Origin of the sequence: Nocardia sp. NBC_01377 (assembly GCF_045040005.1) — a bacterium.
Lineage (GTDB): Bacteria > Actinomycetota > Actinomycetes > Mycobacteriales > Mycobacteriaceae > Nocardia > Nocardia noduli.
On record NZ_CP109566.1, the window covers coordinates 6,040,620 to 6,055,453 of the forward strand.

15 protein-coding genes are annotated in these 14,834 nt (G+C 67.3%); 5 read left to right on the top strand and 10 right to left on the bottom strand.

All coding sequences use genetic code 11. The features are described 5' to 3' along the window. Positions 1-28: 28 nt before the first annotated feature. Positions 29-655 (top strand): 5,6-dimethylbenzimidazole synthase, encoded by a 627-nt coding sequence (gene bluB / locus OG225_RS27950; RefSeq protein ID WP_405177977.1) that lies wholly within the window; start codon positions 29-31, stop codon positions 653-655. Between the two features lie 11 nt (positions 656-666). Here the strand turns inward: bluB and OG225_RS27955 are convergent, their stop codons facing one another. Then, positions 667-1,959, bottom strand: coding sequence for an acetyl-CoA C-acyltransferase (locus tag OG225_RS27955; RefSeq protein WP_405177978.1), 1,293 nt, complete (start codon positions 1,957-1,959; stop codon positions 667-669). A gap of 377 nt (positions 1,960-2,336) precedes the next feature. Here OG225_RS27955 and OG225_RS27960 point away from each other — a divergent pair, with 377 nt between their 5' ends. From OG225_RS27960 to OG225_RS27970, 3 genes are read left to right on the top strand one after another with little or no spacing between them, the layout of a single operon-like run. Continuing rightward, positions 2,337-3,032, top strand: a complete 696-nt coding sequence (locus OG225_RS27960; RefSeq protein ID WP_405177979.1) for a helix-turn-helix domain-containing protein — start codon at positions 2,337-2,339, stop codon at positions 3,030-3,032. Between the two features lie 9 nt (positions 3,033-3,041). Then, the gene (locus OG225_RS27965; RefSeq protein ID WP_405177980.1) at positions 3,042-3,467 is read left to right on the top strand and encodes a hypothetical protein; all 426 of its coding nucleotides are present in this window, start codon (positions 3,042-3,044) and stop codon (positions 3,465-3,467) included. Between the two features lie 53 nt (positions 3,468-3,520). Continuing rightward, positions 3,521-4,036, top strand: coding sequence for a hypothetical protein (locus OG225_RS27970; RefSeq protein WP_405177981.1), 516 nt, complete (start codon positions 3,521-3,523; stop codon positions 4,034-4,036). A 54-nt stretch (positions 4,037-4,090) separates the two neighbouring features. Here OG225_RS27970 and hpf read toward each other — a convergent pair whose 3' ends face one another. The 6 genes from hpf to OG225_RS28000 all read right to left on the bottom strand — a co-directional run bounded on the left by hpf (position 4,091) and on the right by OG225_RS28000 (position 10,814). Next, positions 4,091-4,708 carry a ribosome hibernation-promoting factor, HPF/YfiA family gene (gene hpf, locus OG225_RS27975; RefSeq protein ID WP_405183390.1) on the bottom strand — a complete coding sequence of 206 codons (618 nt, stop codon included), beginning with the start codon at positions 4,706-4,708 and terminating at the stop codon, positions 4,091-4,093. A 378-nt stretch (positions 4,709-5,086) separates the two neighbouring features. After that, positions 5,087-5,731: a ComF family protein gene (locus OG225_RS27980; RefSeq protein WP_405177982.1), complete on the bottom strand. Its 645-nt coding sequence runs from the start codon at positions 5,729-5,731 to the stop codon at positions 5,087-5,089. Positions 5,732-5,767: 36 nt separating this feature from the next. Then, positions 5,768-7,573 (bottom strand): MtrAB system accessory lipoprotein LpqB, encoded by a 1,806-nt coding sequence (gene lpqB, locus OG225_RS27985; RefSeq protein WP_405177983.1) that lies wholly within the window; start codon positions 7,571-7,573, stop codon positions 5,768-5,770. Then, positions 7,570-9,333: an MtrAB system histidine kinase MtrB gene (mtrB, locus tag OG225_RS27990; protein WP_405183391.1), complete on the bottom strand. Its 1,764-nt coding sequence runs from the start codon at positions 9,331-9,333 to the stop codon at positions 7,570-7,572. Before mtrB ends, lpqB begins: the two co-directional genes overlap by 4 nt. A gap of 77 nt (positions 9,334-9,410) precedes the next feature. Continuing rightward, positions 9,411-10,088: an MtrAB system response regulator MtrA gene (gene mtrA / locus OG225_RS27995; RefSeq protein ID WP_405177984.1), complete on the bottom strand. Its 678-nt coding sequence runs from the start codon at positions 10,086-10,088 to the stop codon at positions 9,411-9,413. A 78-nt stretch (positions 10,089-10,166) separates the two neighbouring features. After that, positions 10,167-10,814 (bottom strand): dTMP kinase, encoded by a 648-nt coding sequence (locus OG225_RS28000; RefSeq protein ID WP_405177985.1) that lies wholly within the window; start codon positions 10,812-10,814, stop codon positions 10,167-10,169. Positions 10,815-10,944: 130 nt separating this feature from the next. On the opposite strand from OG225_RS28000, the gene OG225_RS28005 reads away from it, so the two are divergent. Continuing rightward, complete coding sequence (locus OG225_RS28005; RefSeq protein ID WP_405177986.1) at positions 10,945-11,193, top strand: hypothetical protein; 249 nt, start codon at positions 10,945-10,947, stop codon at positions 11,191-11,193. Positions 11,194-11,278: 85 nt separating this feature from the next. On the opposite strand, the gene ahcY is transcribed toward OG225_RS28005, so the two are convergent. From ahcY to OG225_RS28020, 3 genes are all read right to left on the bottom strand, one after another. Beyond that, complete coding sequence (gene ahcY, locus OG225_RS28010; protein WP_216908106.1) at positions 11,279-12,760, bottom strand: adenosylhomocysteinase; 1,482 nt, start codon at positions 12,758-12,760, stop codon at positions 11,279-11,281. Positions 12,761-12,863: 103 nt separating this feature from the next. After that, positions 12,864-13,622 carry an esterase/lipase family protein gene (locus OG225_RS28015; RefSeq protein WP_405177987.1) on the bottom strand — a complete coding sequence of 253 codons (759 nt, stop codon included), beginning with the start codon at positions 13,620-13,622 and terminating at the stop codon, positions 12,864-12,866. 34 nt (positions 13,623-13,656) lie between these two features. Next, complete coding sequence (locus tag OG225_RS28020; protein WP_405177988.1) at positions 13,657-14,814, bottom strand: alkane 1-monooxygenase; 1,158 nt, start codon at positions 14,812-14,814, stop codon at positions 13,657-13,659. Positions 14,815-14,834 lie beyond the last annotated feature (20 nt).

Sequence of the window (14,834 nt, forward strand, 5' to 3'; positions counted from 1 at the left end):
GTTGACTTGCCCCGTGTGTGCCGACCATATGAATATCTACGAGGCGATCCGGCTGCGCCGGGACGTGCGCGCCGAATTCACCGGTGAACTCGTCGACGACGAGACGCTGTGGCGAATCCTCGACGCCGCGCATCGGGCCCCGAGCGTCGGCAACTCGCAGCCGTGGGATTTCGTGGTGGTGCGCGACCGGTCGACGCTGCGGCGATTCGCCGATCACGTGGCCGACAAACGCGTCGAATTCCGTGACGCGCTACCGCCGGAGCGGGCCGAGACCTTCGAGCCGATCAAGATCGAAGGCATCACCGAGAGCGGCACGGGCATCGTCGTCACCCATGACGATTCGCGCGGCGGCCCGGTGGTTCTCGGCCGCGCGACGGTTCCCGAGACCGGGGTCTACTCCACCGTGCTCGCCATCCAGAACCTGTGGCTGGCGGCCACCGCCGAAAGTGTCGGGGTGGGCTGGGTCTCGTTCTACGACGAGCCGTTCCTATCCGACCTGATCGACCTGCCCGACCACATCCGCCCCGTCGCCTGGCTCTGCGTCGGGCCCGTCGACGAATTCCAGACCGTCCCGGACCTGGAACGTTTCGGCTGGCGCTCCGGCAGAGCGCTCGCCGACGCCGTACATCGGGAGACCTTCCGCGCGAATTCGTGAACGGCCCGTCGCTACACGCTTTCGAGCACCGCCGACGCCCCGATACCGCCCGCCGCGCAGATTCCGAGCAGTGCGGTGGATTTGCCGGTGCGAGCCAACTCATTCGCCATGGTGGTGACCATGCGGGCTCCGGTCGCGCCGAACGGGTGGCCGAGTGACACCGAACCACCGTGCACATTGAGCGTCTCGATATCGATCTCGCCCACCGCGGTGTCACGGCCGAGGCGCGTCTTTGCCCATTCGTCGCTGGCGAGGGCGCTCAGCACCGACAGCGTCTGCGCGGCGAACGCCTCGTGGATATCGACGAGGTCGATATCGGCCAGCGACATACCGGCCTTGTCGAGCGCTCTCGGCATGGAGATCGCGGGCCCGATCAGCACCTGATCGGCCGGATCGACGCTGACGTAACTCCACGAGCGGAAGGCCGCGAGCGGCCGGTAGCCCATGGCCTTCGCCGCGTCCTCGCTCATCAACAGCACCGCCGACGCGCCGTCGGTCAACGGGCTGGCATTACCCGCGGTGACGGTGCCGTCGGTCGCGAAAACCGGGGCGAGTTTCGCCAGCCGCTCGATGCTGGTGTCGGCACGGACGAGACCGTCCCGGTCGATATCGACGCCGTCGGGTGTGCGCACCCGCAACACCTCGTCGTCGAAACGCCCGGACTCGATGGCTGCGGCGGCGCGACGGTGCGACCGCACGGCGAATTCGTCCTGTTCGCCGCGTCCGATGCCGTGAATTCGCGCCATCTTCTCGGCCGATTCACCCATCACCTCGCCGGTGGTGCGTTCGGCGATCTTCGGCCGGGCGGGCAGCAGATCGGTGAACGGGGCCAGTTGACGCAGGGCGGCGAGGTAGTCCGTCGGCTTCGGTTTGCCCAGTGCCAGTGGCGCGCCCGCGTGCACGAGTTTCTGGGGCAGTTTCACCTCGGCATTGCTGGTGGAATCACTGCCGCCCGCGATCATGATGTCGTATTCACCACGCTCGATCGCGGCCGCGGCCGCGGTCACCGCCTGTAATCCGGACGCACAGGCCCTGGTGACCGTGTAGCCCTCGCAGCCGGGATCGAGTTTCAGGTCGAGTGCGATCTCGCGCGCGATATTCGGCGCGGCGCTGGGCAGGATCACCCCGCCCCACACGATCGCCCGCACCTGTTCACCGGGAAGCCCGGTGCGCTCCAGCAGTCCGCGCACGGCGGCGTCGGCCAGCGCGATCGAATCCATCCGCGTGTAATCGGTGAACGCGCGCACGAACGGTGTGCGCGCACCCGAGACGATCACGGCACGGCGGGCAACCTGGGCAGCCATGCGAGTTCCTTTCGACAGACCTGTTGCACTGAACTTACTTCAAAGTAAGTTCCAGGTCTACGACGGGATCGGCCGAAACTCCCGCGCAACGTCGATGACAGACCCGGCGGCACCCCACGTGGTGATCGCCGCCGGGTCGCCATGGGCCCGGCCCGCGGCTCAGCGATCCCCTCCGAATCCGCTGAGCCTGCCGCGCACCGTTGCACGGCAGGCCGGTAGGTCGGCCCCGGTGAACGCCCCTGCTCGTCCCCGGAACCTGTGCAGCCGGCGTCGGGACGCTCGGCGCGAAAACACAGTAACAATGTTTCGACAGGTTTCTCAAACACTTTCTATCAGCTTGCTATCAAACCCGAAAACGGCCTACGCTGAAACCCACTATGCAAAGCACTTCGGAGCTGTCGCGACAGAAGCGCTTCGGCCGGATCATCAGGGAGCGCCGGGACGAACTCGGCCTCACCCAGATCCAGATCGGCGACCTCGGCGGCCCGTCCGCCCCGACGATCAGGAAGATCGAGGACGGCGACTCCTCGATCAGCACGCACACCCTCAACAAACTCGACGTGCCGCTCCGTTGGCGGCCCGGCAGCGCCGCCCGCGCCTACGCGGGCGGCACACCGTCCGAAGCGCGGAACACGGATTCGGCGGGCAACGAATCGATCGTCTCCGGACCGGATTCGATCCGCTTCGAACTCGGTGATCTGACGGCCCTGCTCGCCGCCTCGGGCCGTCTCAACGACGCGATAGAACGCGGCCACACCGTCGAGCCGCACGTGGTGGCCGCCGTCGGAGATCTCAACGGCGTCGTCTCCCGGCTGTCCGCGCGCTACGCCACCGTCATGCTCGAACGCAACGGGGGTCCGGGACGGCAGCTGCACCCGCTGGTGGAGATGGCCTTTCAACATCTGCTCGAGGTTCCCGCCGAGGTGAGCGATCCGGCCGAACTCGACGAGCGCCGCTATCGTCGCTGGCTGGCGAACCGCGTCACCGAGATCGACGCCGGTACCGAGGCGAGGTTCCGCGATCGGTGGTCGGCCGCCAACGGCGCGGCAGAATTCCGGAACGGCGAGGAATGAATGGTGAAGATGTCCGAGAACACCTCCGCGCATGAGCGATTGACGCTCAGTCGCAAGATCAACCGACTATTCGAGACGATGCATCCGCGCGCCGCACCGGAGCGCGCGTCGTCCTCGGTGGCCGAACAGGTGAGCACCACCCTGCACCGCACCATCTCGGCACAGCACATCGACAGCATGCGCGACGGCGTCTTCGACGAGCGCGTCGTCGACGACGATGTGCTCGCGGCCATCGCGCACTGCTTCGGCGTCGAATCCGATTACCTCACCACCACCGGCGACACCGCGCGGTCGATCGATCGCGAACTCGAACTGCTCGCGACCATGCGCGATGCCAATGTCGCCAGCATCGCGCTGCGCGGTTCGGAGGTCGACCTCGACCGCCTCTCCCGGCTGATCGAGAGCACCGACCGACTCCGACCCACCACTCGGTAACATCGACACCCACACGGGGCGGGATCGTGGACTGTCGTAGGAGATCGCATCGTATGGCCGGTATGGACACCCGGTTCCGGGAACTCTCCCGGAACGTCTCGATTCCACGTCCGTGGAAGCTGAGCTCCTATATCGACGCGGTCGCCGAGTTCCGGGGACGACCCATCACCCTGCATCCGGTGGATACCGTCGACCTCGCGGGAGCCGGGTGCGGCACCGGCAGCGGTCTGTGGATCGCCAAACAGGATTCCGATGTCATCGTCTACGGCGCCGACACGACCGAATGGCACGCCGAACATATCGTCGCCCACGAACTCGGCCACATGTTGCTCGGGCACGGACCCGATCGCGCCGACGGCACCGCGGCCGGCCATACCCTGGCCGCGGTGACCGAACTGCTGCCGTCGATCAGCCCGGAATCCATCCGGCACGTGCTGGGCAGAACCGATTACGGCAGCAGTCGCGAACGCGACGCGGAGACCTTCGCCGACCTGGTGATGTTGCAAGCGCTGCGGCCGCGCCGCGATTCCCTGTTGCGCAACACGTTCTTTCGTGATCGCCGCCGGTAGGACAGCACTGCGCCCGGCCGGGCGTCGTGATCCGGCCGGGCATTTCGACGCGCGCTAGGTGAGCCGGATCAGGCCGTAGTCGAAAGCGTGACGACGGTAGACCACCGAGGGACGGTCGGTCTCCTTGTCGTGGAAGAGGAAGAAGTCGTGGCCGACGAGTTCCATCTGATAGAGGGCGTCATCGACCGACATCGGAGTCGCGGTGTGCGCTTTGGTGCGCACGATATGGCCGGGTCCGGCCTCGTAATCCGTTGGCTCCGTGGAATCCTCGCCGGGATGGGCATGGGCGTCCAGATCACCGCTGGCGAGGGCGAACAGTTGATCGTCGACGAGTTCGGCGGTCGCCTCGGCGACGGAGACGGGAGTCTTCTCACCGTAGTGGACACGCCTGCGATCCTTGGTGCGGCGCAGGCGGCTCTCGAGTTTGGCCGTCGCGGATTCGAGGGCGGCGTAGAAACTGTCCGCGCACGCTTCGGCCCTGGCGACCGGACCTTTACCCCGCGCGGTGATCTCCACGCGCTGGCAACTCTTGCGCTGACGACGGTTGCGTTCGTGGAACAGCTCGACGTCGAAGATGAAGATCGACGGATCGAAGCGTTCGAGACGGGAGAGCTTCTCCGAGACGTAGATTCGGTAGTGGTCGGGCACCTCGACGTTGCGGCCCTTGACCACGACGTCGGCGCGAGGAGCCGGCGCTCGATCCTCGTCGGGGGACTCTTGTGAATACGCGGCACCGGGGTCCAGTACCGAGGAATTGGAATCTTTCACTGAAGGTCGTGAAGTCGTCACGCGTACCTCCCGGATCTGGCCGCACAGCCCGATATGACGTGCGGCGGGGTTGAGCCGTGCCGAGCAGTATTCGGTATCCGTCGCTTCGCGGAGCCCTTCGCGGTTACACGGACTCGGGCCGGGGGCCCGGACCTCACGTCGGGGAATAGCACGGCACGTAGTTGTCCGAGGCGCCACCTCCAAACTCCCGGTTCGGGTGTGTGTTGGCGACGGTAGTACGCATAGCGGCGGTCCGCCAGTGTTCACGCAAATTTCCCGGAGTCAAGCAGCACACGTCACCAGAACGCCACGTACCGAATAACCGACACGTCCGAGCGCGCGCACCGATTCACCGACGGTGGCGCCGGTTGTCAGCACATCATCGACCACGACTACCTCGGCAAATCCGGTGTAGGATGCCCGCGCACCGGGTATGGGTAGAGCGTGGATCCGACCCTCCAGATTGCGCCTGCGCTCGCCGGATGTCAGCCCGACGGAGTCACGCGCTCCCCACCACAGACGTAATGCCGGGACCACCTGGCAATCTTCCAGCGATCCCGCCGCGGCAGCGGCCGTCCGCAGGACCGGATCGCCACCCCGACGCCGCGCCGCGACCCGTCTGCTCGGGGCGGGCACCAGGATCAGTGTCCGCCCCGGAGCCCGTAGTCGAGCCAGCCCCGCCGCCAGCGCGTCACCGAGGGGTCGCGCGAGATCACGCCTGCCGTGTTCCTTCATCGCCAGTACCGCGCGACGGGCCGGACCGGCGTAGGGACCGAGCGCCCAGCACGGCACGCCGGGATCGGTCCGTGGACGGACCCGCACCGGCGGTCTCGTCAGCACCGCGGCGCAATCGGCGCACCATGGCGTCCCGGCCGTCCCGCACCCGCCGCACCGTGCGGGCAACATCAGATCGAGCAGCGTTCGCATCGGGCGAGTGTGCACCCACCCACCGACAGAGCGCGGCTATCCGGGCAGCACGGGAACGGCGTTGGCGCCCAGCCCCGGCACCTCGCGCCAATAGGGTTCGCCGCCGTCGGGATTACTGGTCAATTCGAGGACAGCGCGCGAATCGGCGACGTACTGGTGTTCGGGCGAGACGCTGACCGACCGCACCGGCGAGGTCAGATTGCGCCCGGTCAGCGGTAGCAGCCCGGAGCCGTCGATCTGGACGGTGCGCACCGGGTCGACATTGCCCTGGAACGCGATGAAGATCGTGTCGCCGCCCAGCCAGTTCACCGACACCGCGGGTGTGCTCACGTCGACGGCCACCGGCATCGGCGAGTTCACCGCGTATTTGCCATCGGGCCTGCGGACCACGACCGCCACGTACACCTTGCCGTCCGCGATCAGCACCGCGCGGACACCGCTGCGCGAGATCCTGATCTCGGTGATCGGGAATCGCAGCGCGGTGGAACCCGTTGTCAGGCCGGAGATGTCGACGTCCTCGACCGACACGGTTCCGGTCGCCCGGTCGTTGACCACCCGGATGACGTGCTCACCGTCGATGACCGCCCACGCGGCGCTGCCGTCGAGGGCCCAGGACGGTCGGCTGATGGTGGTGCCCTCGGCGACCGGGAACTGCGTGCCGCCGTAACTGCCGACCATCAGCGTGCGCGGCGGCTCGGGCGCGGGCCTGCCCGCGTCGGCGACGGCGGCGACGAACTGACCGTCCGGGCTCAGCGCCGCGGACTGGAGATTGCTCACCGCACCGAAATAGCCGGGGGCCGGGTCGATCCCGCCGACCCCGACCTGCACGAGCGAGCCCTCGCGCAGCGCGTGCAGCCCGATCCGGTTCTGGGCGTTGACCTCGGGACTGGACTGCTGGACGTCGGCGACCGACCACCCGTTCGCGGCGAACCGTTCGTCCAGGGGTTTGCCGTCGGCCAGGAGCATGTACGGCCCGAGGACGTCGGCTCTGGCCAGGGTGAGCACCACCTGCGCCGCGAGCAGTTCGCGATCGCGCTGGTTGAACCCGTTGACGCCGGAGAAATCGATGCGCACGCCACCAAGGCCCACGCCGACCTCGTCGGGATCGCCGTTGGCCTTGGTGATCGGACCTCGTATCGCCACGGGCGGGGCCATCAGGTTGCGCACCACCGGGGCGAGCGCGGGCTCGCTGCCGTCCGCCAGCAACGAGAGCAGCCGCTCGGCCAGTTCGTTCTTCGGCGCGGAGATCCAGCGCAGATCGGGAACGACCGAATTACCCGTCGGCTCCGCGAAGTACAGCACGTATCGCCGGTAGGACTTGGCGAAGGCGGTGGTGTCCATCACGACGCCGTCGGGCAGGTCGTCGATGCGCCATTCGCCGTCGACCTTGACCATCTCGATCTTGTATTCGAGCGGAGGGCCCTCGGTGGCCCGGTACGCGCCGTCGGGCGCGATCTCGGCGACCTTCTGGGCGCGGATCCGGTAGGTGGCGGATTCGGCCTCACGCGATTCGAGCAGGGTGTCGGGCCGGTCGACGATCACCGTGCTCGTGGTGTCGTCCCACTGGGCCGAGGCCGACTCGGTCATGTACTGCCGCGCCGCCGCGTACCCGTTGGCCGGGTCCGCCGTCGCCTGGAGGTAGTCGCGCAGCAGCAGTCCCGGATCGCGCCCGGCCGTCGGCGGCAGCGGTCCTTCCGACGTCGGCTCCCTGTTGATGGTGCCGAGAGCCTGCGGCGCGGAGGACTCCGGCAGACTCGCGCACCCACCGAGCAGCGCGGTCACCAGCACGAGGGCGCCGAGCGCGGCCCAACGCAGCCGCGGGAACCTGGAATGCACGGTCATGACTGTACGTCTCCCGATTCGCGCGCTACCTCGCCGCTGTCGGCGGCCGACCGCGACGGCGGCTCCGGTGCGGCGCCGTCGCGGTCGGCCTCGGTGGCCTGGGCCCGGTCCGCGCCCGGTTCGGGCTGCGGCAACGGGCTGGACGGCAACTCGACGGTCTCGGATTCGGTGGGACGCGGCGGTTTGCGCATGCCCGGTTCCAGCGGCAGCGGGCTCACCCCGAGTTTCTTACCGCGAACCAGCGGCAACGTCAGCCGGAAACTGGCGCCGAGGCCGATCTCGCCCCACGCCTCCAGCCTGCCCTCGTGCAGATTCGCGTCCTCGACGCTGATGGACAGACCGAGTCCGGTACCGCCGGAACGGCGCATCCTGGACGGGTCCGAACGCCAGAAGCGGTTGAACACCAACTTCTCCTCGCCCGGCCGCAGACCGACGCCCTGATCGCGTACCACCACCGCGACCGCGTTGGCGTCGGCATCGCCGCGCATCCGGATCAGCACCGGTTTGCCCTCGCTGTGGTCGATGGCGTTGGCGAGCAGATTACGGAGCACACGCTCGACGCGACGCGGGTCGACGTCGGCGACCAACGGTTCCTCCGGCATGTCGATGACCACTTCGATGCCCGCGTCCTTGGCCAGATGCCGCACGGTGGAGATCGCGGCCCGCGCGCACATGCGCACGTCGAGCGATTCGACCTGCAATTCGGCCACGCCCGCGTCGTGCCTGCTGATTTCGAGCAGGTCGTTGAGCAGGCCCTCGAAGCGGTCGAGTTCGGTGACGAGCAGTTCGGCGCTGCGGGCCAGAGCCGGGTCCAGATCGTCGCTGCTGCTGTGGATCAGGTCGGCCGCCATGCGGACGGTGGTGAGCGGGGTGCGCAACTCGTGGCTGACGTCCGAGGTGAATCGGCGTTGTAGATTGCCGAATTCCTCGAGCTGCGTGATCTGGTTCGACAGACTCTCGGCCATCTCGTTGAACGCCTGCGCCAACCGCGCCATATCGTCCTCGCCGCGCACGAGCATGCGTTCCTTGAGTCTGCCGTCGGCGAAGCGGCTGGCGATCCGCGCGGCGGACCGGATCGGCAGCACGACCTGCCTGGTGACCAGCGCGGTGATCGCGGCAAGCAGCACGAGCAGCACAAGGCCACCGATCATCATGGTGCCGCGCATGAGCGCCAGGCTGCGTTCCTCGTTGGCCAGCGGGAAGATCAGGTAGATCTCCAGGGTCGGGATCTCGGCGCTCGGACTGCCGATGACCAGCGCGCGGCCGTGATAGCCGTCCGGATCCGCCACCGTGGCGAACTGATAGCTGACCTGGTTGCGCTGCACGAACCGGCGCAGTTCCTCGGGCACCTCGCTGATCGGACCGACCGAGATCTGCTGCTGCGGCGTGCCGCCGACCATGCTCAGCGCGGAATCGAAACTGCCTGCCACACCGCTGGATTGACCCGTGCCACCACGATTGGACAGCGCGTCGCGCGCATCACCGAGCCGCTGGGTGCCGATATCGTGCACACCCGCGAGCTGGCTCTCCACCGTATTGCGCGCGCGGTCCATCTCCTCGACCGCGGCGTTGATCTTGGCGTCCAGCAGCCGATCGGTGATCTGGCTGGTCAGCACCACGCCGAGGATGGTGATGACGATCAGTGACAGGGTCAGCGTCGAGACGATGACGCGCAGTTGCAGCGACCGTCGCCAGACATGACCCAACGCGGTGCCGACATCTCTGAACCACGTCGCCACCGGTGTGAGCGCTGTTCGAATACGATGACCCGTCCCGCGTGACGCACCGGCCGGGTCGTCGTGGCCGACCGCGCCCGCGGGACGCTCCTCGCTATCGATCACGGGGGTCCGGCCTTGTACCCGACCCCGCGGACGGTCAGCACGATTTCAGGATTCTCCGGGTCTTTCTCGACCTTCGCGCGTAGGCGCTGCACGTGCACGTTGACCAGCCTGGTGTCGGCCGCGTGCCGGTAGCCCCATACCTGTTCGAGCAGCACTTCACGCGTGAAGACCTGGCGCGGTTTGCGCGCCAGCGCCACCAGCAGATCGAATTCCAGCGGCATCAGCGAGATCTGCACGCCGGAACGGCTGACCTTGTGCGCGGGCACGTCGATGACGATATCCGCGATGGACAGCAGTTCGGCGGGCTCGTCCTCGGTGCGACGCAGGCGAGCGCGCACCCGGGCGACGAGTTCCTTGGGTTTGAACGGTTTGACGATGTAATCGTCGGCGCCCGACTCCAGACCGAGCACGACGTCGACCGTGTCGGTCTTGGCCGTGAGCATCACGATCGGCACCCCGGAATCGGCGCGCAGCACCCGGCATACGTCGATGCCGTTCATACCGGGCAGCATCAGGTCCAGCAACACGAGATCGGGGCGGATCTCACGTACCGCGGCCAGGGCCTGCGTGCCGTCGCCGACCACATGCGGGTCGAACCCTTCCCCGCGCAAGACGATCGTGAGCATCTCCGCGAGCGCCATATCGTCGTCGACGACCAGAATCTTCGGCTTCATAATTACTATGTTGTCATCTCTCGCGCTCGTAGCGGGCCGCCACGCCAACACTGGTCGAATCCCGCCGCACATCCAACCTTATCGGGCAACGATTTCGGCCAATCGGGTGATCAACGTCGAGGCGTCGTCGTCGGTTCGGAACTTCCACCACGGCCCGAACCAAGGCAGTTCGGCCAGCTCGCGGTACACCTCGTCGGTGCGCTGTTGTAGTCCGCCGTCGCGTTCGTAGGCGTCCAGGGCCCGGGACTCGTCGAGTTCGCCACGCCTGTGCGCACGCTCGGCAGCCACCTCGGTCGGCACGTCGATCAGCACCTGTAGCTCGGGCACCGGAAGCGCGAATCTGCCGAATTCCAAATCGCCCACCCAGCGCACCGTTTCGCCGTCCGCCGATTCCTTCTGGCGGGCGGCGGAATACGCGGCGTTGGAGGCGACGTAGCGATCCAGCACGACAATGTCGTTGTCGGCCACCAGTTTCGACAGTTCGGGCAGCGCGGCCGCGCGGTCGAGCGCGAACATCAGCGCCATCGCGTACACCGAGTCGGCCAGATCGCCGTGTTTGCCGCGCAGCGCCTCGGCCGCCAGATCAGCGTGCACCGAACGGCCGTAGCGCGGGAAGGCCAGCGTGGCGACGCGCAGACCGCGCGCACGCAGGGCCGCGCCGACGCCGTCGATCAGCGTCCGTTTACCCGCTCCGTCGATCCCTTCGACCGATACCAGCGCACCCATGAGGAGCAGGCTACATGCGCGACGGTGACGGACCGACGCCACCCGACCAACTCGGCAAATATGAAATATCAACACTTCAGATTGTCGTATATTGGCGGCGGCTCCACCCACTATCAGGCAGGTCAACCACATGCCGAAATCACACATTCTGCCCGCGATCGTCGCGGCGATCGCCATCTCCAGCGCCGTCATCCGCGGCAACGCAGCCGCGGATCCACTTCCCCCCGCCGATCCCGTCGCGGCCGACACCGGCAGCGCCTCCGGATCGGCCGCCGATATCGCCACCGTGTTCCGGCTGCTGTCGATGACGGGTTCGGCCGGGATCAACTGCGCGCTACGGCTGTACTTCTACGGCGACTGCTATCGGCTTCGGCTGTAGCCGGGCGAGTGACCGCGCACGCGTGTGTCCCGTCGAGCCGGACTCGACGGGACACACGTGATTCGGGAAGAATCCCTCGCGGGCGTCAGTACCGGTAGTGCTCCGGCTTGTACGGTCCCTCGACATCGACGTTGATGTACTCGGCCTGATCCTTGGTGAGCTTGGTCAGTTCACCGCCGAGCGCCTCGACGTGGATGCGGGCGACCTTCTCGTCCAGCGCCTTGGGCAGGCGATAGACCTCGTTGTCGTATTCCTGCGGCTTGGTCCACAGCTCGATCTGCGCGATGACCTGGTTGGAGAAGCTGTTCGACATCACGAACGACGGGTGTCCGGTCGCGTTGCCGAGGTTGAGCAGCCGCCCCTCCGACAGCACGATGATGGATTTGCCCGACTCGAAGGTCCACTGGTCGACCTGCGGCTTGATATTGAGCCGGTGCGCACCGGAACGCTCCAGCGCGGCCATATCGATCTCGTTGTCGAAGTGGCCGATATTGCCGAGGATGGCCTTGTCCTTCATCGCCTTCATGTGATCGAGGGTGATGATGTCCTTGTTGCCGGTCGAGGTGATGACGATATCGGCGTTCGCGATCGCCTTCTCCACGGTGACGACGTCGTAGCCGTCCATCAGCGCCTGCAACGCGTTGATCGGGTCGATCTCGGTGACCTGGACCCGGGCGCCCTGTCCCGCAAGCGATTCCGCGCAGCCCTTGCCGACGTCGCCGTAACCGCAGATCAGGATCTTCTTGCCGCCGATGAGCACATCGGTGCCCCGGTTGATGCCGTCGATCAGCGAGTGGCGGGTGCCGTACTTGTTGTCGAACTTCGACTTGGTGACCGAGTCGTTGACGTTGATGGCCGGGAAGACCAGCTCACCGGCCGCCGCGAACTGGTACAGCCGCAGCACGCCGGTCGTGGTCTCCTCGGTGACGCCCTTGACCGATTCCGCGATGGCGCCCCACTTGCCGCGATCGGTCTCGAAACGCTCGCGCAGCAGGTTGAGGAACACCTTGTACTCGGCGGAGTGGTCGTCGTCCTCGGGCGGGATCACACCCGCCTTCTCGAACTGCGCGCCGCGCAGCACGAGCATGGTGGCGTCGCCGCCGTCGTCGAGGATCATGTTGGTGGGTTCGCCCGGCCAGGTCAGCATCTGCTCGGCGGCCCACCAGTACTCCTCGAGGGTTTCACCCTTCCACGCGAAGACCGGTGTGCCCTCGGGCGCGTCGACGGTGCCGTGCGGACCGACCACGACCGCGGCGGCGGCGTGGTCCTGGGTCGAGAAGATGTTGCACGAGGCCCAGCGCACCTGCGCGCCCAGCGCGACGAGGGTCTCGATCAGCACCGCGGTCTGCACGGTCATGTGCAACGAACCGGAGATGCGGGCGCCCTGCAACGGCAGCACGTCCGCGTACTCGCGGCGCAGCGCCATCAGACCGGGCATCTCGTGCTCGGCCAGCCGGATCTCCTTGCGGCCGAATTCGGCCAGCGCGAGGTCCGCCACCTTGTAATCGACGCCGTTGCGGACATCGGCGGTCAGGGACGTGCGTGCGGGAAGTTCTGAGGTTGTCATGCGCCTGGATCAGCCTCTCGGTGAATGTCGGTTCGATCAGCAAGGCTAGTCCGTCACTCCGCGCCGTGGCACAGCGCGACGGTCTTGCCGTATCGCGGTGGTACTAGCTGTAGGGGACGCCGTTGGGGAAGATGGTCGACCCCGGGTCGATCGCGCCGTCCGGTTCGTCGACGAATTCACCATCGCACACGCCCGCGAGCGCGCCGCGCACCAGCGGCAGTACCGCGGGAAGCAGCGGTTCGAGCGCGTGGTCGACGCCGCCGTTGCCGAGGGTCGGGAACGGCGTGATCCGGCACTGTCCGCCGTCGAGGCGCCCGTCGGACCATTCCCGCTGACTGCGGATCGAGTAGTAGGCGGTCGGTCCCGGGGTGTCGTCGCCGGCGTTGAGCTCGGCCATGAACCGGGTGTCCGGGCAGATCTCGGCGCCCACCGGCTGCCCGCACGCGCCGGACGATCCGTACTGCGGCGCGCCGATCGCGACATAGGTGGCGATCCGGTCCGCACCGCCCAGATTGCGCAGGTAGTAGCGACCGCTCATCGCGCCGATACTGTGCGCGACCAGGGCGACGGGAACGCCGGGATGTTCGGCGCGGGCCGCGTCCACCGCGACGGCGACCGACGCGGCGTCGGCCGCCACGTCGAAACCCCGCAGATCGAGGACGAGGGAGGTGTATCCGTCCGCGCGCAGTTCGGCGGCCATCGGTTCGTAGGGCAGCGGACCCAACGACTGGCCGGGCACGATGACGACGACACCGCGCGTGGCGGCCGGAGTGGCGGGAGCGGCGACAGCGGGAGTGGCCGCCGCGAGCGGAGTGAGGACAGCCGCGGCGGCGGTTGCGAGGACGAGCAACCTGTCGAACATTAGCTGAGCCTAACCTAATCCGCGCGATTCGGGGTCAGGCGGCAGCCCGGCGCGAGGCCGCCAGTCTCACTCGTTTACGGGGCAGGACATTGGCCTTGTCGAGGTCGCCGTCGTAGTGGGCGAGCACCCGCTTGTCCATCACCGCTCGCCAGAGCGGCGGGATCGCGGCGAGCACGATCATGCTGGCGTAGCCCGCGGGCAGCCGCGGCGCCAGCGCCGAGGTGCGCAACGTCTGGTAGCGGCGACCGGGGTTGGCGTGATGGTCACTGTGCCGTTGCAGGTGGAACATGAAGATATTGGTGACCAGGCGATCGCTGTTCCAGCTGTCGCGGGCCGAACAACGGCGGTAGAGGCCGTTGGGCCTGCGCTCGCGCAGCAGACCGTAGTGCTCGACGTAGTTCACCGTCTCCAGCAGCGAGGCCCCGATCACGGCTTGCAGGAACAGCCACGGCACCGTCGCGATGCCGAAGATCCCGATCAGCGTGCCGAACAGCACCAGCGACATCGCCCAGGCCTGGAGGATGTGATTGTGCGGGCTCCACCAGCCGCGATCGCGCCGGGCCAGCCGCTCGCGCTCCAGACCGATCGCCGAACGGAATCCGCCGCCGACGCTGCGCGGCAGGAATTCCCACAGCGATTCCCCCAGCCGGGCGCTCGCCGGATCCTCGGGGGTGGCGACGCGGGCGTGGTGACCACGGTTGTGCTCGACGAAGAAATGCCCGTAGCCGGACTGCGCCAGCGCGAGTTTCGCCAGCCAGCGCTCGAGGACCTCGACCCGATGCCCCAGTTCGTGCGCCGCGTTGATACCGATGCCGCTGACGAACCCGAGAGTGGTCGCCAGGCCGAGTTTGTCCAGCAGGCTCAGGTCGTCGCCCGCCCACATCGCGCTGGCGATCACCAGGCCGATCAGCTGGATCGGTAGGAAGAGGTAGGTGCACCACCGGTAGAACCTGTCGTTGGACAGGCGTTCGTAGTCCTCGTCGCGCGGATTGGATCCGTCCTCGCCGACCACCCAGTCCAGCACCGGGATGACGATCAGGATCAGGACCGGCCCGATCCACCAGAAGATCTCGTAGCCGGTGCGCAGGACAAGTTGCGAAGGGAGCAGCGCACAGGCGGGCGCGAGCAGACCGAACACCCAGAGATGGCGTTTGGGATCGAGCGACCCCTTCGGTTTGCCAACCGGTTGCACGTTTGCCCCGCTAATTCCGT

Bases quoted from the DNA above. Each gene is read 5' to 3' on its own strand.
- OG225_RS28015 (WP_405177987.1), bottom strand. From the start codon at position 13,622: ATGTTCGACAGGTTGCTCGTCCTCGCAACCGCCGCCGCGGCTGTCCTC.
- OG225_RS27960 (WP_405177979.1), top strand. From the start codon at position 2,337: ATGCAAAGCACTTCGGAGCTGTCGCGACAGAAGCGCTTCGGCCGGATC.
- OG225_RS27980 (WP_405177982.1), bottom strand. From the start codon at position 5,731: ATGCGAACGCTGCTCGATCTGATGTTGCCCGCACGGTGCGGCGGGTGC.
- OG225_RS27970 (WP_405177981.1), top strand. From the start codon at position 3,521: ATGGCCGGTATGGACACCCGGTTCCGGGAACTCTCCCGGAACGTCTCG.
- ahcY (WP_216908106.1), bottom strand. From the start codon at position 12,760: ATGACAACCTCAGAACTTCCCGCACGCACGTCCCTGACCGCCGATGTC.
- OG225_RS27955 (WP_405177978.1), bottom strand. From the start codon at position 1,959: ATGGCTGCCCAGGTTGCCCGCCGTGCCGTGATCGTCTCGGGTGCGCGC.
- OG225_RS27965 (WP_405177980.1), top strand. From the start codon at position 3,042: ATGTCCGAGAACACCTCCGCGCATGAGCGATTGACGCTCAGTCGCAAG.
- OG225_RS28000 (WP_405177985.1), bottom strand. From the start codon at position 10,814: ATGGGTGCGCTGGTATCGGTCGAAGGGATCGACGGAGCGGGTAAACGG.
- mtrA (WP_405177984.1), bottom strand. From the start codon at position 10,088: ATGAAGCCGAAGATTCTGGTCGTCGACGACGATATGGCGCTCGCGGAG.
- OG225_RS28005 (WP_405177986.1), top strand. From the start codon at position 10,945: ATGCCGAAATCACACATTCTGCCCGCGATCGTCGCGGCGATCGCCATC.
- bluB (WP_405177977.1), top strand. From the start codon at position 29: ATGAATATCTACGAGGCGATCCGGCTGCGCCGGGACGTGCGCGCCGAA.
- lpqB (WP_405177983.1), bottom strand. From the start codon at position 7,573: ATGACCGTGCATTCCAGGTTCCCGCGGCTGCGTTGGGCCGCGCTCGGC.